Origin of the sequence: Pigmentiphaga humi (assembly GCF_900606115.1) — a bacterium.
Lineage (GTDB): Bacteria > Pseudomonadota > Gammaproteobacteria > Burkholderiales > Burkholderiaceae_B > Pigmentiphaga > Pigmentiphaga humi.
This window is the reverse complement of the sequence record NZ_UWPJ01000018.1, coordinates 45,045-65,157: the sequence shown is the minus strand read 5'-3', so window position 1 is coordinate 65,157 and position 20,113 is coordinate 45,045. Positions and strand designations below refer to the sequence as shown.

Here is a 20,113-nt window from a genome sequence, read left to right as displayed (position 1 = left end):
CCATCTCCTGTCCGGCGGGCACGCCATGGCTCCGGAAAAGCTGCTGGAGATCCAGCAGCAGTTCACCAGAGAGTGGGCTGAACTTTGGCAGGCTGCTTCCTGCGGCAGGCTTGAACCGCTGTCCGACCAGCGCTTCTCCGGCGAGGCCTGGGGCGCCAGTCCGCCGCATGCCTTTCTTGCCCACGCCTACTTGCTGTCTGCGCGCACCATGCTGCGGATGGCCGACAGCCTCGAAGCTCCCGAGCACATGCTCAATCGCCTGCGTTTCGCCACCATGCAATGGGTGGACGCGGTCGCGCCTTCAAACTTCCTGGCCTTGAATCCCGACGCCCAGCGGCGCCTGGTCGAATCCGGCGGCGAGAGCCTGCAGCAGGGGTTGGCCAATTTGATGGCCGACATGCAGAAGGGGCGCATTTCGCAAACCGACGAGTCGTCGTTCCAGGTGGGAAAGAACCTGGCCGTCACCGAAGGCGCGGTGGTGTTCGAGAACCCGCTGTTCCAACTGATCCAGTACAAGCCGGCAGTGGCCAGGCCCTATGCGCGTCCGCTGCTGATCGTGCCGCCCTGCATCAACAAGTTCTACATCCTCGATCTGCAGCCGCACAATTCCTTCGTGCGCTTTGCGCTCGAACAAGGGCAGCAGGTATTCATGGTGTCGTGGCGCAATCCGCTGGCCGCCGACGAAGACGGCGTGCAGCACTCGGGCTGGGACGCCTACGTGGAAGAGGGCGTGCTGCGGGCCATCGGGGCGGTCTCGGCCATCTCGGGCCAGAAGCAGGTCAACGCGCTGGGTTTCTGCGTGGGCGGCACGCTGCTGTCGGCCGCGCTGGCGGTGGCCAGGGCGCGCGGCGAGGATCCGGTGGCGTCGCTGACGCTGCTCACCACGCTGCTCGACTTCACCGACACCGGCGTGCTCGACGTCTTCATCGACGAAGCCCAGGTGCTGCTGCGCGAGCAGCAGTTCGCCGCCGGCGGGGTGCTCGCGGCGCGCGAACTGGCCACGACCTTCGCGTTCCTGCGGCCCAACGACCTGGTCTGGAACTACGTCGTCAACAACTACCTGAAGGGACAGTCCCCGTCCGCCTTCGACCTGCTGTTCTGGAACGCCGACAGCACCAACCTGCCCGGGCCGTTCTATGCCTGGTACCTGCGCCACACCTACCTGGAGAACAACCTGCGCGTTCCCGGCAAGGTGAAGGTGTGCGACGAATCCATAGACCTGAGCAGCCTGGACATGCCGGCCTACATCTATGGCTCGCGCGACGATCACATCGTGCCCTGGACCTCGGCCTATGCCTCCACCGCGTTGCTGGGCGGCCCCATGCGCTTCGTCCTGGGCGCCTCGGGCCACATCGCCGGCGTGATCAACCCCGCCTCGCGCAACCGGCGCAACTACTGGGTGGGCGAGGAAGAGAAGCTGCCCGCGGACGCCTCGGCGTGGCTCGACGGCGCGCAAGAGACCCCCGGCAGCTGGTGGAACGACTGGGCGCAATGGATACGCGGACACGGCGGCCGCCAGGTCAGGGCCCGCGCCACCCTGGGCAGCGCCGACTACCCCGTCATCGAATCCGCCCCCGGCCGCTACGTCCAGGTCCGGGCAGTATGAGCATGAAGCCTGCTTTTCATTACCACGCGCGCATCCGCGCATCCAACCATACCCAATCCCCGGGCACAGCGGATCCGGCTCCGCCGGTCCGCCGGTGCCGCCCCCTTGAGGGGGCGCGCGAAGCGCGCAGCGGGCGGGGTTCCATTCACCGGCGGAGCATAACGCCGGTTTTCAAGGAGGCATCATGAGCGGAAAAGTAGCCTACGTAACGGGCGGCATGGGCGGTATCGGCACCGTCATTTGCCAGAGGTTGGCCAAGAGCGGTTTTACGGTCGTGGCAGGTTGCGGCCCCAATCGCAATTTCCAGCAGTGGCTCGATGAACAGGTGGCGCTTGGGTTCAATTTCCATGCTTCCGTGGGCAACGTGGCGGATTGGGATTCCACCGTCGAGGCCTTCGCCAAAGTGCGCGAGCAGCATGGAGCTGTCGACGTCCTGGTCAACAACGCGGGGATCACGCGTGACGGCGTGTTCCGCAAGATGACGCTGGACGACTGGCGCGCGGTGATCGACACCAACCTGAACAGCTTGTTCAACGTCACCAAGCAAGTCATCGGCGACATGGTCGAACGCAAATGGGGGCGCATCATCAACATCAGTTCGGTCAACGGACAGAAGGGCCAGTTCGGACAGACCAACTACTCCACCGCCAAGGCCGGCATCCACGGCTTCACCATGGCGCTGGCGCAGGAGGTGGCCTCCAAGGGCGTGACGGTCAATACCGTATCGCCCGGCTACATCGGCACGGACATGGTCCGCGCGATCCGGCCCGAAGTGCTGCAGACCATCGTCGATACGATCCCGGTCAAGCGCCTGGGCACGCCCGACGAGATCGGCTCCATGGTGGCGTACCTGGCTTCCGACGACGCCGGTTTCGCCACCGGCGCCGACTTCTCGGTCAACGGCGGGCTGCACATGGGGTAAGCCCCCGAAGCCGGCGGCGGCGCCAGGCGCCGGCTTGATCTACACTTGGCGGCTGGCGCGGCCCTCCGGGGCCGCGCCCGATTCACACTACACAAAGTGGGGGCAAGCATGGCGCAGCAAGCCGGAGCCGGCAACTCGTTGCGATTGATAAAAAAATATCCCAATCGCCGGTTATACGATACGCAGACCAGTACCTACATCACGCTGGCGGACGTCAAGCAGCTCGTACTCGACAACGAGGCGTTCCAGGTGGTGGATGCCAAGTCGGGCGAGGACCTGACCCGCAGCATTCTGCTGCAGATCATCCTGGAAGAAGAGACGGTGGGCGCGCCGATGTTCACTTCCACGATGCTGGCGCAGATCATCCGTTTCTACGGCCATGCCATGCAGGGCATCATGGGGTCCTACCTGGAAAAGAACATCCAGGCTTTCATGGAAATCCAGAACAAGCTGGGCGAACAGTCCAAAAGCCTGTACGGCGGCCAGTTCGGCCCCGAGGCCTGGACCCAGTTCATGAACGTCCAGACGCCGATGATCCAGAGCATGATGAGCAACTACATCGAGCAGAGCAAGAACCTGTTCGTGCAGATGCAGGACCAGATGCAAAACCAGACGCGGTCGATGTTCACGTCCTTCCCGTTCACCCCGCAGTCCAAGGACAACGAGCGCAAGTAAGGCGCGAGGCGGTGGCGCTCCACGGGCTGGCCTTCGCGCCAGCCCTTGCGCTTCAATCATCCATGACGCCGCCCAACCACGGGCGCCGCGGATCCGGCTCCGCCGGTCCGCCAGCGCCGCCCCCTGGGGGGCGCGCGTTGTATGGACTGGGGACATAGGTGACAGGTGTTCAGGGACATGGGTAACACTTCTCCCGTGACTGTATCGGGAGAGGCTTATGTCCTGGAGCCCTGTTACCGTGACCGATCAGAGAGAAGAGTTTGTCCGGCTGGCCAGTACGCAGGCGGTGAGCCTGAGCGAGCTATGTCGGCGTTTTGGGATCAGCCGCAAGACTGGCTATAAGTGGCTCGAGCGCTGGCAACAGCAAGGGCTGGCCGGCTTGGCAGACCGAACCCGACGCCCGCGGCATAGCCCGGGGCGCACCCCGGCTTGGCAGGAGGATCGGGTATTGGCGGTGCGAAGCCGCCACCCAGCCTGGGGGGCGCGCAAGATTGCCCATGTGCTTGGTCGCGACCAGCAGCTGGAGTTGGCGCCCAGCACGGTCAACGCCATCCTGCGTCGCCACGGGTGCATCAGCCCGGCGGCCAGCCAGGCGGCTGTGCCTTGGGAGCGCTTTGAGCACGAGGCGCCCAACGATCTGTGGCAGATGGACTTCAAGGGCCACTTTGCCACCGATCAGTCCCGCTGCCACCCGCTGACCGTACTGGACGATCACTCGCGCTACAGCTTGGTGCTGCAGGCGTTGGGACAGGAGCGGTTCGAACCGGTGCAGGCGTGTCTGCAGGCGGCCTTCGAGCGCTATGGACTGCCTGGGTGCATCAACACGGACAATGGTCCGCCCTGGCGGGCGGCAGGCCAGCCAGCGATCACGCGGCTGGGGTTGTGGCTGATCCGGCTGGGCGTGACACTGTCTCACAGCCGCCCGCGTCACCCGCAGACCAACGGCAAGGACGAGCGCTTCCATCGCACCTTGAAGGCCGAAGTCCTGGGAACCCGCCGCTTCCGCAGTCTGGCTCACGTGCAGCAGCACTTCGATCAGTGGCGGCGTCTGTACAACCACGAGCGGCCGCATCAGGCGCTGGGCCTGCATACGCCCGCCCAGCGCTACCGCAGCAGCACGCGGCCGATGCCCTCGGTGCTGCCACCGATCGAATACGCACCCGACGACCTGGTCAGAAAGGTGCAAAGTGGGGGCTGGATCCACCTGCACGGCAGGCGGATACGTCTCTATGAGGGACTGCGCGGTCTGCCCGTAGCCTTGCGGCCCCAGCCAGGTCAGGACGGGGTGTTCGATCTGTACTACTGCCACCAGCGGATCGCTTCGATCGATTTAACCCTGGACTGATACCCTTACCGATCTGTTACCCATGTCCCTGCACACTTGTTAACCATGTCCCCGGTCCATACACGCGTAAGCGCGTAGGGGGGGGCCTCACAACGGGTAAAATAGCGGATTGGCCTAGCCGGCCCTGGCTATCGTGCGCGCGACCGCGCAACCGCCCGCATACGGAATCCCTCATGAGTAATACACCAGTGTCCATCGCCCCCCAAGATCGCGGAGGGCGGGTAGGCTTCGTGAGCCTTGGCTGTCCGAAGGCAGCCTCGGACTCCGAGCAGATCCTGACCCAGCTGCGCGCCGAAGGCTACGAAACGTCCAAGACCTACGAGGACGCCGACCTGGTCATCGTCAACACCTGTGGCTTCATCGACGACGCCGTCAAGGAAAGCCTGGACGCCATCGGCGAGGCGCTGCAGGCCAATGGCAAGGTCATCGTCACCGGCTGCCTGGGCGCCAAGAAAGAGTCGGACGGCGAGGGCGTGGTGCAGAAGGTCCATCCCAAGGTCCTGGCCGTGACCGGCCCGCACGCCACGCAGGAAGTCATGCAGGCGGTGCACCTGCATCTGCCCAAGCCGCACGATCCGTTCAGCGACCTCGTGCCGCCGCAAGGGGTGCGCCTGACGCCCAGGCACTATGCCTACCTGAAGATTTCAGAGGGCTGCAACCATCGCTGCAGCTTCTGCATCATCCCGTCCATGCGCGGCGACCTGGTATCGAGGCCCATCCACGAGGTCATGCGCGAGGCCGAGAACCTGGTCAAGGCCGGCGTCAAGGAGATCCTCGTCATTTCGCAGGACACCAGCGCCTACGGTGTGGACGTGAAGTACCGCACCGGGTTCGTCGATGGCAGGGCGGTGCGCACGCGCATGACCGAACTCGTGCGCGAGCTCTCCAAGCTGGGGGCATGGGTGCGCCTGCACTATGTCTATCCCTATCCGCACGTGGATGAAGTGCTGCCGCTGATGAACGAGGTGCACGAAAACGGCGGGCGCGTGCTGCCCTACCTGGACGTGCCGTTCCAGCATGCCAGCCAGCGCATCCTCAAGCTGATGAAGCGGCCGGCGTCGTCCGAGCGCAACCTGGACCGGATCCGCGCCTGGCGCGAGGTCTGCCCGGACCTGACCCTGCGCAGCACTTTCATCGCCGGCTTCCCGGGCGAGACCGAGGCCGAGTTCGAAGAGATGCTCGACTTCCTGCGCGAGGCCGAACTGGATCGTGTCGGCTGTTTCGCCTATTCGCCGGTGGAAGGCGCGAGCGCCAACGAATTGCCGGATCCGGTGCCCGACGAACTGCGCCAGGAGCGCCAGGCCCGCTTCATGCAGGTTCAGGAAGGCATTTCGCGCAAGCGGCTGGCGCGCCGCGTGGGCAAGATCGTGAAATGCCTGGTGGACGAGGTCACGCCCGAAGGCGGCGTGGCCCGGTCGATGGCCGATGCGCCCGATATCGACGGCAAGGTTTTCGTCGCCCCGGTAGACAAGCCCTGGAAGCGCTACAAGGTGGGCGACATCATCTCGGTACGCGTTTCGCATGCGGACGCGCACGATTTGTGGGGCACCGTGGCCTGAGGGCGAAGCACCTTTGCCCATTTTTTAAGCATGCTCCGGAAACCCGCGTCCCTGCTGGCGCTCCGGAGTTTGTTCACAGGCTGTCCCCAGCCTCGTGCACAGAGGCTGGGGATAACGCGCCGCTCAGCCGCAGGTGTCTTCGAACCAGTTGAGCAGGCCGTCCAGCCCGCATACGTCGAGCGCATGCGTGGTCTGTTCGCGCACCACCGGCTTGGCATGGTAGGCCACGCTCATGCCCGCCAGGCCGAGCATCTTCAGGTCGTTGGCGCCGTCGCCGATGGCGATGGCCTGCGACAGCCGCGAGCCGTGGCGCTGCGAGAACTCCGCCAGGTGGCGCGCCTTGCCCTCGGCATCCAGGATGTCGCCAAGCACCCGGCCGGTCAGCAGGCCGTTCTGCGCTTCCAGCGTATTGGCATGGGCTTCGTGGAGTTGCAGGCGCTGCAATAGCTTGCCGGTGAACCAGGTGAAGCCGCCGGACACCAGCAGGGTCTTGATGCCCGTGCGGTGCGCGGCCAGCAGCAGGCGCTCCGCGCCGGGGTTGAGCTGCAGGCGTTCCTGGTACACGCGGTCCAGCGCCTCCAGCGGCAGGCCGGCCAGCAGCGCGACGCGTCGCGTCAGGCTTTCGCTGAAGTTGGCGATCTCGCCGCGCATCGCAGCCTCGGTGATGGCCGCGACCTGCGGCTTGAGGCCGGCCATGTCGGCGATCTCGTCGATGCACTCGATGTTGATCAGGGTCGAGTCCATGTCCATGGCCAGAACCTTCCAGTCGGACAGGCGCGCGCCCGGTTCCACGTAGGCCCAGTCCACGCCGGCCTGCCGGCAGTAGTCGGCCACGGCCCGGCGCGTGGGCGCGGCGGCGTCCGCCTCGGTCAGGCGCACCGCGTTGGGCGACAGTTCCACGGCGCGGCGGGCGCCGGCCAGGCGGGACAGGTGTTCGACGGCGTCCTGAGCAAGGGCGGGCGCCTGGATAACGAGATGGGTCATGGTCGGGAATGGGTGGTCAGACCAGCGCGCGCAGCACCGTACGCACGGCGTCCACGCGGGCTTTCAGGTCGGCGCCCTTGATCTCGATGCGCAGCTTGTCCTGGCCGGAAAGCCGCATGCCGCGGTTCTTCTGGACCAGGCCGATGACCCGCATCGGGTCGATGGGCGGATTGGGTTCGAATTGCAGCACGGCGGCCGCTTCGCTGGCGTCGATCTTGACGACGCCCACGGTCTTGGCGGCCAGCCGCAGCCGGTGGATCTCCACCAGCGCGCGCGCCGGCTCGGGCAGCTTGCCGAACCGGTCGATCAGTTCCTCCTGGATGATGTCGATGTCGCCGGCCTCTTCGCAGCTGGCCAGGCGCTTGTAGATGGCCAGGCGCGCGTGGACGTCGCCGCAGTAGTCCTGCGGCAGCAGCGCGGGAATGTGCAGGTTGATCTCGGTGGTGGCCGACAGCGGCGCGTTCAGATCCGGCTCGCGTCCGTTCTTGAGCGCGCGCACGGCTTCGTTGAGCATGTCGGTGTACATCTGGAAGCCGACTTCCTGGATGTTGCCCGACTGCGATTCGCCCAGCACTTCGCCCACCCCGCGTATCTCCAGGTCGTGCATGGCGAGGTAGAAGCCGGAGCCCAGCTCCTCCATGGCCTGGATGGCTTCCAGACGCTTCTTGGCATTGCTGGTGATGGCATCTTCGCCCGGCGTCAGCAGGTAGGCGTAGGCCTGATGGTGCGAACGGCCGACGCGGCCGCGCAACTGGTGCAGCTGGGCCAGGCCGAAGCGGTCGGCGCGATGGATGACGATGGTGTTGGCGCTGGGGACGTCGATGCCCGTCTCGATGATGGTCGTGCACAGCAGCACGTTGAACTTCTGCTGGTAGAAGGCCTTCATGACCTGTTCCAGCTCGCGCTCCGGCATCTGTCCGTGGGCCACCGCGATGCGGGCCTCCGGCACCAGCTCTTCCAGCTTGGCGCGGCGGTTGTGGATGGTTTCGACCTCGTTGTGCAGGAAGTACACCTGGCCGCCGCGCTTGAGTTCGCGCAGCAGCGCCTCGCGTATCGTGCTGCCGTCCTCGCGCCGAACGAAAGTCTTGATCGCCAGCCGTCTCTGCGGCGCGGTGGCGATGACCGAGAAATCGCGTATGCCTTCCAGCGACATGCCCAGCGTGCGCGGGATGGGCGTGGCCGTCAGGGTCAGCACATCCACCTCGGCGCGCAGCGCCTTCAGGGCTTCCTTCTGGCGCACGCCGAAGCGGTGTTCCTCATCGATGATGACCAGGCCCAGGTTCTTGAACCTGACCTTGTCCGAGAGCAGCTTGTGCGTGCCTATCACGATGTCCACGCGGCCATCGTTGATCTGTTCGATGGCCGTGCTGATTTCCTTGGCCGACCTGAAGCGCGACAGTTCGACCACCCGCACCGGCCAGTCCGCGAAACGGTCGGCGAAATTCTGCGCGTGCTGCTCGGCCAGCAGGGTGGTGGGGCAGAGCAGCGCGACCTGCTTGCCGTCGGCCACCGCGATGAATGCCGCACGCAGCGCCACCTCGGTCTTGCCGAAGCCCACGTCGCCGCATACCAGGCGATCCATGGGCTTGCCCGAGGTCATGTCGTGGATGACCGCCTGGATGGCGGCGGCCTGGTCGGGGGTTTCCTCGAAACCGAAGGATTCCGCGAAGGCTTCGTAGTCCGCCATCGGCAGCTTGAACGAGTGGCCCTGGCGCATGGCGCGGCGGGCGTACAGGTTGAGCAGTTCGGCGGCGGCGTCGCGCGCCTGCGCGGCGGCCTTGCGGCGCGCCTTTTCCCACTGGCCCGAGCCGAGCTGGTGCAGCGGCGCGGTGTCGGGATCGGCGCCGCTGTAGCGCGAGATCACGTGCAGTTGCGAGACCGGCACGTAGAGCGTGCTGCCGCCGGCATATTCCAGGTGCAGGAACTCGGCCTCGCCTTCGCCGATGTCCATGCCGATGAGGCCCTGGTAGCGGCCGATGCCGTGCTGGACGTGGACCACCGGGTCGCCCACGCGCAGCTCCGACAGGTCGCGCACCATGGACTCGACGTTGCTGGTGCGCTCCTGGCCGCGCTTGCCGCGGCGCACGGTATGGCCGGCGAACAGGTCGCTCTCTGTGAGGAACAGCAGCTGCGATTCGCGCAGGCCGAAACCGGACGACAGCGCGGCAATGCCCAGGGCGAAGGGGCTGGGCCGAGCGAGGAAATCCTGGATGGATTCGACAGGTTCCGGGTCCAGTCCGAACTCGGCCAGCATCTGGGCGATGGTTTCGCGGCGGCCGGCCGATTCGGCGCACAACAGCACCTGAGCGTCGCCGCGCGCGGCCAGGGCGCGCAGCCGCGTCACCGGATCGTCGGCCTTGCGCTGCACGGCCACCTCGGGCGGCGCGAAGAATGCGGGGTGGGGTTTGTCGCCGGCCAGCGCCAGCCGGGCGAAGCGCTTCAGGTGGCCGAACAAGCCCTCGGCATCCAGGAAGATGCGCGAGGGCGGCAGGATGGGCCGCTCGCGGTCGCTCTTGAGGAAGTCGTAGCGGCTGCCGGTGTCCTGAAGGAAACGCCGGATGGTGTCTTCGGCGTCGCCCAGGGTGACCGCGATGGTGCGCTCGCCCAGGTAGTCGAACAGCGTGGCCGTGGTGTCGTAGAACAGCGGCAGGTAGTATTCGACGCCGGGAAAGGCGATGCCGTTGCCGATGTCCTTGTACGGCATCGCACGCGACGGATCGCCTTCGAACTCTTCGCGGAAGCGCGCGCGGAAATCGTTGCGCGCCGCCTCGTCCATCGGAAATTCGCGGCCCGGCAGCATCTGCACTTCCTTGACCGGATACAGGCTGCGCTGGGTGTCGATGTCGAAACTGCGTATGGACTCGATCGTGTCGTCGAACAGATCGAGCCGGTAAGGCAGGGCCGAGCCCATCGGGAACAGGTCGATCAGGCTGCCGCGCACGCAGAATTCGCCCGGCGCCGTGACCTGGGTGACGTGGCTGTAGTTGGCCAGCGTCAGCTGGGCGCGCAGCGCGGCTTCATCGAGCCGGTCGCCCTGGCGGAACGAGAAGGTGTAGGCGGCGAGGAAGGAGGGCGGCGCGAGCCGGTACAGCGCGGTGGTGACGGGCACCGTCAGCACGTCCACGCCCTGCTGCAGCAGCGCATGCAAGGCCTTCAGGCGCTCGGAGATCAGGTCTTCGTGCGGCGAGAAGGCGTCGTAGGGCAGGGTTTCCCAATCGGGGAACTGGTGCACCCGCAGGCTCGGGGCGAACAGCCGGATTTCCTCGGCCAGCCGTTGCGCGTCGAGCGGATCGGCGGTCAGCACCGCGAGCGGCCGGCCCGCCTGGCAGGCCAGGTCGGCCAGCAACCAGGCGTCGCCGGCGCCGGGCGGCCGCGGCTGCGTATAGCGTTCGCCGGGCCGCAGCGCAGCCAGCACCGCCTGCGCCAGTTGCGAAGGCGGACAGGCGGACGAGGTTCGGGGGGAGGACGACGGCTTGGGCTCGGGACTGGCTGAGGGGGGCATCGGTTTCGCGGAAAGGGCGCCGTTCCCGGACGAGCGCGGGGCGAGGCGCGATTCCGTATTATAGGAGCCCATGAAAACGAGTCGCCGAATCATCGCCATCGTGCCCGCCGCCGGCGTGGGCGCGCGCGCCGCCGGGCCTGGCGCGCCGGATGGCCAGCCGCTCCGGCCCAAGCAGTATCGCCACATCGCCGGGCAGCCCATGCTGCGCCATGCGGTGCAGGCATTGCTGGCCGACGCGCGGGTGGAACAGGTCGTGGTCGCCGTCAGTGCCGAAGACCCCTGGGCGCAGGCCGCGCTGGCCGGGCTGGAGCGGGTATCGTGCCTGGCCTGCGGCGGCGCCACGCGGGCCGAGACGGTCGCCAACGCGCTGGCGCGCTGCGGCGCGGAAGCGGACGACTGGGTGCTGGTGCACGACGCCGCCCGGCCGGGCCTGCCGGCGCCGGTGCTGGCCGCATTGATCGACGCCTGCGCCGGCGACGACACCGGCGGGCTCGTGGCCATGCCGGTGGCCGATACCATCAAGGCCCAGGCCGGCGGCCCGGCGCCGCGCGTGGCGCGCACCGTGCCGCGCGACGGGCTGTGGCAGGCCCAGACGCCGCAGATGTTCCGCGCGGCGCTGCTGCGCAAGGCGCTCGCCCATGCGCAAGTGCGCGGCCTGGACATTACCGACGAAGCCGGCGCGGTCGAGGCGCTGGGCCTGTCGCCGCGCCTCGTGCCCGGGTCGCTGGCCAACTTCAAAGTGACCTGGCCGCAAGACTTCGCCCTGATCGAACAACTGTTGAACCGACCATGAACAAGAACCGACCCATCGATCCCGCTTCGTACCCGTACCGCGTCGGCCAGGGCTACGACGTCCATGCCCTGGTGGAAGGCCGTCCGCTGGTCCTGGGCGGCGTGCGCATAGACCACACCCACGGCCTGCTCGGCCACTCCGACGCCGACGCGCTGCTGCACGCCGTTACCGACGCGATCCTCGGCGGCGCCGCGCTGGGCGACATCGGCCGCCACTTTCCCGACACGGATCCGGCCTACCGGGGCGCGGACAGCCGCGTGCTGCTGCGCGCCGCCGTGCAGCGCGCGGCCGACGCCGGCTGGCAGGTGATCAACGTCGACGCCACCGTGCATGCGCAGGCGCCCAAGATCGGCCCCCATGCCGCGGCCATGGTCGCCAACATCGCCGCCGATATCGGCCTTCCGGCCTCGTGCGTCAACGTCAAGGCCAAGACCAACGAATCGATGGGTTTCCTCGGCCGCAAGGAGGGCATCGCCGCCACGGTGGTCGCGATGCTGGCCCGGCGGCCGGACAGCTTCGTGACCGAGGACGTCTACCTGGGAGACTGAAGGTAAAAGCGCGCGAAATTCCTGCCGCGGGTTTGACACACGCAGCAGAAAAACTGTATAGTTCAACTCTTCGCTGCACAAGCACAGCAGCAGGCGCGTAGCTCAGTTGGTTAGAGCACCACCTTGACATGGTGGGGGTCGTTGGTTCGAATCCAATCGCGCCTACCAGTACAAATCGACGGGTTACGGTGATCTCACCGTAACCCGTTTGTGTTTCCGGGCACCTGAACGGCAGCCCGCAGGAAATTTTCAAATCCGGTGCACGCGCCGCGCGGGCTCCGCCTGGTCGGACCTGCTTGCCGCGGCCTGGGCGCGGTGCCGGTTTTCCTGAATGCGCGGCAGATTGACTTCGATCCAATCGGCCAAGCCCGCCACGTGCCGCGCCACTTCCATCCCAATATCGGTCAGCGCGTATTCCACGCGCGGCGGCTTGTCCGGATGGACCACGCGCGCCACGAAGCCGTCGGTTTCGAGCGCCTGCAGCGTCTGCGCGAGCATCTTCTCGCTGACGCCGCCCACTCTGCGGCGCAGCTCACTGAAACGGTGCGTGCCGGCTTGCAGAGCAACCAGCAGCAGGACTCCCCATCGGCTGGTCACGTGCATGAGCACGCTGCGCGAGGGGCAGTCGGGCGACATCAGTTCGCCCTGCCGGATCCGCTCGCCCAACGTAGTCTGGCGCTCGCTCCCAGCGGCAAGGGCAGGCGCCTGCGGCAGGGACGCGTGTCTCGAACCGGCGGGGTCGGTAGTCGGCGATGAGGGGCTGTGGGGCGGCATGATGGCTTACCTTCAGGTATGTACTTACTTTTGGTAAGTATATCCTCTAGTCTTGGAGGCTTGTCTCACGGCAGCTCTGCTGCATAACCGAGGAAGCACTCATGATCGCCGTTACCGGAAGTACAGGCCAACTCGGCCGGCTCGTCGTCCAGGAACTCGTCGGCCGCGTCGGCGCCGGCCAAGTGGTGGCCCTGGCGCGCAGCGTCGACAAGGCGCGCGAAGTTTTGCCCGCCGGCGTGCAGGTGCGCCGCGCCGACTATGCGGACGCCGCGTCGCTCGATGCCGCGCTGCATGACGTGGACAAGCTGCTGCTCATTTCTTCCAGCGAGGTCGGGCAGCGTGTGCCACAGCACCAGGCCGTGGTCGACGCCGCCAGGCGCGCGGGCGTCAACTTTATTGCGTACACCTCCCTCCTGCACGCCGACAGCTCGCCTCTCGCGCTGGGCAATGAACACGTGGCTACTGAAGCGGCAGTGCGCGCATCCGGGATTCCGTTCGCGCTGCTGCGCAACGGCTGGTACACCGAGAATTACGCGCAGGCGCTGCCTGGCGCGGTGGAGCGCGGCGTGCTGGCCGGCTGCGCGGGCGATGGGCGTATCGCCTCGGCGTCCCGAAGCGATTACGCGGCAGCCGCGGCAGCCGTCCTGACGCAGGAAGGCATGGCAGGAAAGGTGTTCGAACTGGCTGGCGACGAGGCCTACACTTTGGCCGAATTCGCCGCGGAAGCGGCACGCCGGTCGGGCAGGCCCGTCAGCTACCAGAACCTGGCGGAGCCCGCATACAAGGCGCTGCTCGTGCAGGCGGGACTGCCCGAGGCCGTGTCGGATCTGCTTGCCGACTCGGACGCGGGCGCGGCCAAGGGCGGCCTGTTCGACGAGGGGCACGCGCTGTCGGGCCTCATCGGCCGGCCGACTACGCCTTACGCCGAGGTCGTCAGGCGGTTCGTCGCCTGACGAATCCGCCCCGGCGGCGCGCCTGGATCATTGCGCATCCATCGCCTTTTTCTTCCACAACTCCCAGGGCCGGAACATCACCCCGGCCATCATCGCATCGGCTTTTCCGGCTTCTTCCTCGTTCAGGTAGGCGATCTCGCCGCCCAGCCCGATGGCACGCTGCTGCAGCGAGGCGTTGGTCTCGGTGTACATGGCGCGATAGACCGCGAAGCGCACGTCGCTGCCCACGGTGATGAAGCCGTGGCCGCGCATCAGCGCGACCTTTTCCTGGCCCAGGGTCCTGGCCAGTTCGCGGCCGTGGTCGCGGTTGCGTATCAGCATGTCGGTGTCGCCGAAGCAGCAGCGGATGTCGAATACCGGCGCGCCGCCCGACAGAAAGCCTGCCATGTGGTAGATCGGGCGCAGCCGCACCGACGAGCCGGCGAAGGGAATGACCGAAGGCGAGTGGCTGTGCACGACCGCATGGACGTCGGGGCGGGCGCGGTAGATTTCGCCGTGGATGTAGCGCTCCAGATAGGGCGTGCGCGTATCGCCGCCGACGGCTTCGGAGTCCGCGTCGAACTCCATGACGTCGGCAGCCGTGACCAGCTCCGGGGCGAGCGAACGCGACAACAGGAAATGGCCCGGGCGCTCCGGATGGCGGATGCTGACGTGCCCGAAGCCATCGAGCACGTTGTACTTGGCAAGAATGCGATTGGCCGCGACGAGATCGTCGATCTGTTCTTCGAGCGTACGTCCAGCCGAATTGCGGTCGTTATCAGTCATCAAAGTCCTTCATGGAAAATAGTGGCGATGCAGGTGCCGGCGCACCGCTACACGACCCAGGGCTCCGCCGGTCCGTAAGCAGAGCCCCCTTGAGGCAGGCCGCGAAGCGGGCAGGGGGTGTGCTTACTCCAGCCGGATATTGGCCTGCTTGGCCAGTTGCGCGTACATGGCGAGATCCTTGTCCACCTGGCGCGCCATGCCGTCGGCGCCGAGCGCGTCCACTTCGTAGTAGCGGTCCTGGAGTTCCTGGCGCAGCTTGGCGTCCTTGAGCGTGGCGAGCACCGCCTGCTCGATGCGGGCGCGTACGTTGGCCGGCATGGCAGCCGGGGCGAACAGGCCGAACCAGACCGTGATGTCCAGGTCCTTGAATTCCGGAGTCTCCGCCATGGCGGGCACGTCCGGCATGAAGGACAGGCGTTTGGAGGAGGCGACCGCGAGCATGCGCAGCTTGCCGGTCTTGGCGTGCGGCGCCATGTTCGGAATGGTGCTGAACAGGATGGGCACCTGGTTGCCCACGCCGTCGGCGACTGCGGGGGCGCAGCCGTTGTAGGGCACGTGCACCATGTCCACCTTGGCGGATTGGTTGAAGGCAGCGCCGGCGAAGTGCTGCGGCGTGCCGTTGCCGCAGGTGGAATAGTTGGCCTTGCCCGGATTGGCGCGCACGTAGGCGGCCAGTTCGGCCACGTTCTTGGCGGGCAGGGCGCTGTTGACGCCCACGGCCACCGGCGAGGATACGACCTGGGCGACCGGCTGCAGGTCTTTCTTGACGTTGTAGCCCTGGGTGAAGTTGAGCGCCGCATTGATGGTCATGGTGCTGTTGGTCAGCAGCAGGGTGTGGCCGTCGGCCGCGGCGCGCGCCACGTAGTTCGCGCCGATGTTGCCCGAGGCGCCGGCACGGTTGTCGACGATGACGGTCTGGCCGTTCAAGTGGCGCGGAAGGTTCTGCGCCAGCACGCGGGCGACGGTGTCGGCGCCGCCGCCTGCCTGGAACGGCACGACGATGGTGATGGGACGGCTGGCGTCCTGGTTCTGGGCGAAGACCGGGGCGGCCGCGACGCCTGAGAGGGCGAGCGCGAGCGCCAACGGACCTGGACGGACCGCGTGCGGGATCATGGTGTGTCTCCTGGTGTGTCCGGCTTCGGCGCGGCCGGCGCAATGGATGGAAAGGCCGCCTCAGTGTATGGATCGATGGATGTCGAATCAATCTCGATTGATGAATCGATATATTGCCGCCGCGGGCCGCTTGCCTGGCGCAGGGTGGGCACGGCATGCTTGAGGGGAAGCCGCGCCGTTTCTCCTGCGCAGCGTCTTTCGACCATTCCAGGTGCCATGACCCGCAAACAGCCTCCTACTCAGTCACGGCAAGCCGCGGCACCCGCCGGCATCGCGCCGCCCGGCGCGAACGGCTGGAGCGCCGGCGGCTTCGTCGATTCGCGCGAGGCCTGCCGGCTGCTGCAGGTCAAGGCCGCCACCCTCTACACCTATGTGAGCCGGGGCCTGCTGCATCCGGTCGCGCAGCCCGGCCGCAAGGCGCGCCTGTACCTGCGCGAGGAAGTGGAGGGCCTGAGGGCGCGCAGCCAGGCGCGCATGGGCCATGGCGCGGTGGCGGCCACCGCGCTGCGCTGGGGGCAGCCCGTGATCGATACCGCGATCACCGAGATCACGCCGGCGGGGCCGCGCTATCGCGGCCATCTCGCGGCGGACCTGGCAGGCTTTCCCGGCGCGTTCGAAAACGTGGCCGAACTGCTGTGGACCGGCGTGCTGCCCGATGGCGCCAGCGTCTGGCCCGCTGAGCCGCTGGCCGAGCCGGCGCGGCGCGCGCTGCGCGGGCTGTGGCCGCGGGCGGGCGAGCCGGCGGACATGGCGCGGCTGTTCCAGGCGGCGGCGCTGGCGCTGGGCGGCGGCTCGGTGGACGAGGAAGTGCGAAGCGGTTCGCACATAGCGGGTGCGCGCCGGCTGCTGTTCGCCTTCGCGACCTGCTGCGGGGCGTTGTCGCCGCAACGCCGCCTGCGCGCCCCGTCCGGCCGCAAGCCGCTTGCCGTCCACGTGGCCGAGGCCCTGGGGATGCCCGCCGGTGAGAGCCTGGCGCGGGCGATCGACACCATGCTCATCCTCGGCGCGGACCATGAGCTGTCGCCGCCCACCTTCAGCGCGCGCGTGGCCGCTTCCGTCGGCGCCGAGCTGCACGCCTGCGTGGGCGCGGCCCTGGCGACGCTGTCGGGAACCGGCCTGGCCGGCGGCTGCGACCGGATCGAACAGACGCTCGCGTCCATCCAGACCCGCGCCCAGCTCGATGCCTGGATCGCTCGGGTGGTGCAGCAGCGCGCGCGCTCGCTGCCGTTCGGCATCGAGTCCTACCCGCAGGGCGATCCGCGCGCCGCGCAACTGCTGCGGATGGCGCGCTCGCAGAGCCGCCGGCCGCGCCGGGCCGACACGCTGCTGCGTTTCGTCGACGGCGTGCAGGCCCGCGTGGGGGTGCCGCCGCGGCTCGAACTGGGGCTGGTGGCCGCTTGCGCGGCATGGGACCTGCCCGCCGGCAGCGCGGCGGCGCTGTGGGGCATGGGCCGCACCGCCGGCTGGGTCGCGCATGCGCTGGAGCAGCGCATGAACGGCTTTTTCCTGCGGCCGCGCGGACTGTTCCAGGCTGCGCCGGGGGAGGGCGCTATGCTAGAATCGAAAGCCTAATCAACCACAGGAATCGGTTGCGGAAATGAGCGGACGCCTCCAAGCCGTTTCGAGCGCGCGAACTACCTCGGGGAACATCGTCGGCTAGCCGCGTTGGTTTCCTGGATCGCATCGTCTGTTTCCGCCGGGCTCGGGCCCGGGATCCTGTAGAAAATGAAGAACGCGGCGGCCAGCCGCGTTTTTTTTGCCTGCTGTCATGCAAGCGCGCCGCGCTTCATCTTTCGAGGTTTGTTCCAAATGATCAAGGTAACGCTGCCAGACGGTTCCCAGCGTGAGTTCCCGGCTCCGGTAACGGTGGCCGACGTGGCCGCATCGATCGGCGCGGGGCTGGCCAAGGCCGCCCTGGCCGGCCGGGTCGCCTACGAAGGCAGCGAGCCCGCCCTGGTCGATACCAGCTTCACGATCGACCGGGATGCCCGGCTTGCCATCGTCACGGCCAAGGACGCCGACGGCCTGGACCTGATCCGCCATTCGACCGCCCACCTGCTGGCCTATGCGGTCAAGTCGCTGTACCCGGACGCGCAGGTCACCATCGGCCCGGTCATCGAGAACGGCTTCTACTACGACTTCTCGTATTCGCGTCCCTTCACGCCCGAAGACCTGGCAGCCATCGAGAACAAGATGATGGAACTGGCCAAGAAGGACGAGACCGTCACGCGCGAGGAATGGAAGCGCGACGACGCCGTCGCGTTCTTCGATTCCATCGGCGAGAAATACAAGGCCGAGATCATCGCCTCGATTCCGGCCGAGCAGAAGATCACGCTGTACCGCGAAGGCGACTTCGTCGACCTGTGCCGCGGCCCGCACGTGCCGTCCACCGGCAAGCTCAAGGTGTTCAAGCTGATGAAGGTGGCCGGCGCCTATTGGCGCGGCGACAGCAAGAACGAGATGCTGCAGCGCATCTACGGCACGGCCTGGGCCAGGAAAGAGGAGCAGGACGCCTACCTGCATATGCTGGAAGAGGCCGAAAAGCGCGACCATCGCCGCCTGGGCCGCGAACTGGACCTGTTCCACTTCCAGGACGAGGCGCCGGGCCTGGTGTTCTGGCATCCCAAGGGCTGGGCCATCTGGCAGCAGGTCGAGCAATACGTGCGCGGGGTCTATCGCGACAGCGGCTACCAGGAGGTCAAGGCGCCGCAGATCCTGGACCGCTCGCTGTGGGAAAAGACGGGCCACTGGGACAACTACCGTGACAACATGTTCACGACCGAGTCCGAGAACCGCTACTACGCGCTCAAGCCCATGAACTGCCCGGGCCACGTGCAGATCTTTAAGGCCAACCTGCATTCCTACCGCGACCTGCCGCTGCGCTTCGGCGAGTTCGGCCAGTGCCACCGCAACGAGCCCTCGGGCTCGCTGCACGGCATGATGCGGGTGCGCGGCTTTACGCAGGACGACGGCCATATCTTCTGTACCGAAGACCAGATCCTGGACGAGTGCGTCGCGTTCACGTCACAACTGCAGCGCGTCTACCGCGATTTCGGCTTCACCGACATCCTGTACAAGATCGCCACGCGCCCGGAAAGCCGGATCGGCTCGGACGAGGTCTGGGACAAGGCCGAGCATGCGCTGATCGAAAGCCTGCGCCGCTCGGGCTGCGAGTTCGAGATCAGCCCGGGCGACGGCGCCTTCTACGGCCCCAAGATCGAGTACACGCTCAAGGACGCCATCGGCCGCCACTGGCAGTGCGGCACCATCCAGGTGGATTTCTCGATGCCGGGCCGCCTGGGGGCCGAATATGTCGACCAGCACGACCAGCGCCTGACGCCCGTGATGCTGCACCGGGCCATCCTCGGTTCGATGGAGCGTTTCATCGGCATGCTGATCGAGCATTTCGGCGGCGCGATGCCGCCGTGGCTGGCGCCGGTGCAGGCCGTGGTCTGCAATATTTCGGAATCGACTGCCGAATATGCCGAAAGTGTCGCGCAAACCCTGAAAAAACAAGGGTTTAGGGTCGAGTCGGATTTGCGTGGCGAAAAGATCACCTATAAAATCCGAGAGCATAGCCTGCAGAAAATTCCGTACATCCTCGTTGTCGGGGAAAAGGAACGGCAGGCTGGATCCGTGGCCGTGCGCGCCCGCGGCGGCGTCGATGTCGGGGTTCTTCCGCTCGATGCCTTCTCGTCGCGGCTCGCTGCCGACGTGGCCGAACGCCGCAATCCCGAAGTTTCCACCCAGCCGTGACGCGGCTGGCCGCTCCGGTTGCGGGGCGGCTGGAAACGGCGGGCATTGCGCCGCGCGCGGCCCATTTCAAACGAACTGAGGAGTTTCAGACATCGCTACCGACAAGCCGAATCGCATCAATGGTGAAATTTCCGCACCTGAGGTGCGCCTGATTGGGGTCGACGGCGAACAGCTTGGCATCGTCAAGCTGGCCGAAGCAGTTAGGCTTTCCGAACAGAATGATGTTGACCTGGTAGAAATCGCGCCCAATGCGCAGCCGCCCGTCTGTCGCCTGATGGACTACGGCAAGTTCAAGTACCAGGAGCAGAAGCGGCAGCACGAAGCCAAGCTCAAGCAAAAGATCATTCAGGTCAAGGAAGTCAAGTTCCGTCCGGGCACGGACGAGGGCGACTACATGGTCAAGCTGCGCAACCTGCGCCGCTTCCTGGAAGAGGGCGACAAGGCCAAGGTCACGCTGCGTTTTCGCGGCCGTGAAATGGCCCACCAGGAACTCGGCATGCGCGTGCTCGAGCGTGTCCGTGACGATCTCCTCGAGGTCAGCGCGGTCGAGGCCATGCCCAAGCTCGAGGGCCGGCAGATGGTGATGGTGCTGGCTCCCAAGAAAAAGGCGCCCGAGAAGGCGCCGGGCGGCGGCAAAGGCGCTGCAGGCGAATAACGCGCTATAATCGCTGGTTTTCCGGGCCACGCTGCAGGTTGGGCGTGGCTTGGCGCAAGTACGGCGCAGCAAATCCTGGCGCCGGGAGTCTCCGGGTTTACCGGGGCTCGATCCTTTTGGTTCCTGCAAGGGACGCCTTCAAATCCGTGCGGCGGTCATCCGC

General features: G+C 66.7%; 16 protein-coding genes and 1 tRNA gene. 12 read left to right on the top strand and 5 right to left on the bottom strand.

The genetic code is table 11. The features are described from left to right. The first annotated feature begins 25 nt into the window (after window positions 1-25). The 5 genes from phaC (at window position 26) to rimO (ending at window position 6,107) form a co-directional block, all read left to right on the top strand. Complete coding sequence (gene phaC / locus PIGHUM_RS11875) at window positions 26-1,606, top strand: class I poly(R)-hydroxyalkanoic acid synthase (RefSeq protein WP_425466715.1); 1,581 nt, start codon at window positions 26-28, stop codon at window positions 1,604-1,606. Window positions 1,607-1,790: 184 nt separating this feature from the next. Continuing rightward, window positions 1,791-2,528, top strand: a complete 738-nt coding sequence (gene phbB, locus PIGHUM_RS11870) for an acetoacetyl-CoA reductase (RefSeq protein WP_124079807.1) — start codon at window positions 1,791-1,793, stop codon at window positions 2,526-2,528. A 108-nt stretch (window positions 2,529-2,636) separates the two neighbouring features. Further along, window positions 2,637-3,203 carry a polyhydroxyalkanoate synthesis repressor PhaR gene (gene phaR / locus PIGHUM_RS11865; protein WP_124079806.1) on the top strand — a complete coding sequence of 189 codons (567 nt, stop codon included), beginning with the start codon at window positions 2,637-2,639 and terminating at the stop codon, window positions 3,201-3,203. A 217-nt stretch (window positions 3,204-3,420) separates the two neighbouring features. After that, complete coding sequence (locus tag PIGHUM_RS11860) at window positions 3,421-4,548, top strand: IS481 family transposase (protein WP_124079805.1); 1,128 nt, start codon at window positions 3,421-3,423, stop codon at window positions 4,546-4,548. A 173-nt stretch (window positions 4,549-4,721) separates the two neighbouring features. Beyond that, entirely contained in the window at window positions 4,722-6,107 is a 1,386-nt protein-coding gene (gene rimO / locus PIGHUM_RS11855) for a 30S ribosomal protein S12 methylthiotransferase RimO (protein WP_124079804.1), read from the top strand. 123 nt (window positions 6,108-6,230) lie between these two features. Here the strand turns inward: rimO and serB are convergent, their stop codons facing one another. Then, a complete protein-coding gene (serB, locus tag PIGHUM_RS11850; RefSeq protein ID WP_124079803.1) occupies window positions 6,231-7,091 on the bottom strand; it encodes a phosphoserine phosphatase SerB in 861 nt (286 codons plus the stop codon). 16 nt (window positions 7,092-7,107) lie between these two features. Then, the gene (mfd, locus tag PIGHUM_RS11845; protein WP_425466714.1) at window positions 7,108-10,665 is read right to left on the bottom strand and encodes a transcription-repair coupling factor; all 3,558 of its coding nucleotides are present in this window, start codon (window positions 10,663-10,665) and stop codon (window positions 7,108-7,110) included. Here mfd and ispD point away from each other — a divergent pair. The 3 genes from ispD (at window position 10,664) to PIGHUM_RS11830 (ending at window position 12,102) form a co-directional block, all read left to right on the top strand. Further along, window positions 10,664-11,386 (top strand): 2-C-methyl-D-erythritol 4-phosphate cytidylyltransferase, encoded by a 723-nt coding sequence (ispD, locus tag PIGHUM_RS24200; protein ID WP_124079801.1) that lies wholly within the window; start codon window positions 10,664-10,666, stop codon window positions 11,384-11,386. The two genes, mfd and ispD, sit on opposite strands and share 2 nt — an antisense overlap. Continuing rightward, window positions 11,383-11,934, top strand: a complete 552-nt coding sequence (gene ispF, locus PIGHUM_RS11835) for a 2-C-methyl-D-erythritol 2,4-cyclodiphosphate synthase (protein ID WP_124079800.1) — start codon at window positions 11,383-11,385, stop codon at window positions 11,932-11,934. Before ispD ends, ispF begins: the two co-directional genes overlap by 4 nt. A gap of 91 nt (window positions 11,935-12,025) precedes the next feature. Continuing rightward, a tRNA-Val gene (locus PIGHUM_RS11830) sits at window positions 12,026-12,102 on the top strand. Between the two features lie 81 nt (window positions 12,103-12,183). Here PIGHUM_RS11830 and PIGHUM_RS11825 read toward each other — a convergent pair. Further along, window positions 12,184-12,708, bottom strand: a complete 525-nt coding sequence (locus tag PIGHUM_RS11825) for a winged helix-turn-helix transcriptional regulator (protein ID WP_124079799.1) — start codon at window positions 12,706-12,708, stop codon at window positions 12,184-12,186. Between the two features lie 101 nt (window positions 12,709-12,809). Between PIGHUM_RS11825 and PIGHUM_RS11820 the strand changes: the two genes are divergently transcribed. Beyond that, complete coding sequence (locus PIGHUM_RS11820) at window positions 12,810-13,661, top strand: NmrA family NAD(P)-binding protein (RefSeq protein WP_124079798.1); 852 nt, start codon at window positions 12,810-12,812, stop codon at window positions 13,659-13,661. Window positions 13,662-13,688: 27 nt separating this feature from the next. Here PIGHUM_RS11820 and PIGHUM_RS11815 read toward each other — a convergent pair whose 3' ends face one another. Continuing rightward, window positions 13,689-14,426: a class II aldolase/adducin family protein gene (locus PIGHUM_RS11815; RefSeq protein ID WP_124079797.1), complete on the bottom strand. Its 738-nt coding sequence runs from the start codon at window positions 14,424-14,426 to the stop codon at window positions 13,689-13,691. A gap of 123 nt (window positions 14,427-14,549) precedes the next feature. Next, window positions 14,550-15,539, bottom strand: coding sequence for a Bug family tripartite tricarboxylate transporter substrate binding protein (locus PIGHUM_RS11810; protein WP_124079796.1), 990 nt, complete (start codon window positions 15,537-15,539; stop codon window positions 14,550-14,552). Window positions 15,540-15,755: 216 nt separating this feature from the next. Between PIGHUM_RS11810 and PIGHUM_RS11805 the strand changes: the two genes are divergently transcribed. The 3 genes from PIGHUM_RS11805 to infC all read left to right on the top strand — a co-directional run bounded on the left by PIGHUM_RS11805 (window position 15,756) and on the right by infC (window position 19,950). Beyond that, entirely contained in the window at window positions 15,756-17,111 is a 1,356-nt protein-coding gene (locus tag PIGHUM_RS11805; protein ID WP_160142243.1) for a citrate synthase, read from the top strand. Window positions 17,112-17,348: 237 nt separating this feature from the next. Beyond that, window positions 17,349-19,295, top strand: a complete 1,947-nt coding sequence (gene thrS / locus PIGHUM_RS11800) for a threonine--tRNA ligase (RefSeq protein ID WP_124079794.1) — start codon at window positions 17,349-17,351, stop codon at window positions 19,293-19,295. Between the two features lie 91 nt (window positions 19,296-19,386). Next, window positions 19,387-19,950 (top strand): translation initiation factor IF-3, encoded by a 564-nt coding sequence (infC, locus tag PIGHUM_RS11795; protein ID WP_124079793.1) that lies wholly within the window; start codon window positions 19,387-19,389, stop codon window positions 19,948-19,950. Window positions 19,951-20,113: the final 163 nt, after the last annotated feature.

Bases quoted from the DNA above. Each gene is read 5' to 3' on its own strand.
- phaC (WP_425466715.1), top strand. From the start codon at position 26: ATGGCTCCGGAAAAGCTGCTGGAGATCCAGCAGCAGTTCACCAGAGAG.
- phbB (WP_124079807.1), top strand. From the start codon at position 1,791: ATGAGCGGAAAAGTAGCCTACGTAACGGGCGGCATGGGCGGTATCGGC.
- phaR (WP_124079806.1), top strand. From the start codon at position 2,637: ATGGCGCAGCAAGCCGGAGCCGGCAACTCGTTGCGATTGATAAAAAAA.
- PIGHUM_RS11860 (WP_124079805.1), top strand. From the start codon at position 3,421: ATGTCCTGGAGCCCTGTTACCGTGACCGATCAGAGAGAAGAGTTTGTC.
- rimO (WP_124079804.1), top strand. From the start codon at position 4,722: ATGAGTAATACACCAGTGTCCATCGCCCCCCAAGATCGCGGAGGGCGG.
- serB (WP_124079803.1), bottom strand. From the start codon at position 7,091: ATGACCCATCTCGTTATCCAGGCGCCCGCCCTTGCTCAGGACGCCGTC.
- ispD (WP_124079801.1), top strand. From the start codon at position 10,664: ATGAAAACGAGTCGCCGAATCATCGCCATCGTGCCCGCCGCCGGCGTG.
- mfd (WP_425466714.1), bottom strand. From the start codon at position 10,665: ATGGGCTCCTATAATACGGAATCGCGCCTCGCCCCGCGCTCGTCCGGG.
- ispF (WP_124079800.1), top strand. From the start codon at position 11,383: ATGAACAAGAACCGACCCATCGATCCCGCTTCGTACCCGTACCGCGTC.
- PIGHUM_RS11825 (WP_124079799.1), bottom strand. From the start codon at position 12,708: ATGCCGCCCCACAGCCCCTCATCGCCGACTACCGACCCCGCCGGTTCG.
- PIGHUM_RS11820 (WP_124079798.1), top strand. From the start codon at position 12,810: ATGATCGCCGTTACCGGAAGTACAGGCCAACTCGGCCGGCTCGTCGTC.
- PIGHUM_RS11815 (WP_124079797.1), bottom strand. From the start codon at position 14,426: ATGACTGATAACGACCGCAATTCGGCTGGACGTACGCTCGAAGAACAG.
- PIGHUM_RS11810 (WP_124079796.1), bottom strand. From the start codon at position 15,539: ATGATCCCGCACGCGGTCCGTCCAGGTCCGTTGGCGCTCGCGCTCGCC.
- PIGHUM_RS11805 (WP_160142243.1), top strand. From the start codon at position 15,756: ATGACCCGCAAACAGCCTCCTACTCAGTCACGGCAAGCCGCGGCACCC.
- thrS (WP_124079794.1), top strand. From the start codon at position 17,349: ATGATCAAGGTAACGCTGCCAGACGGTTCCCAGCGTGAGTTCCCGGCT.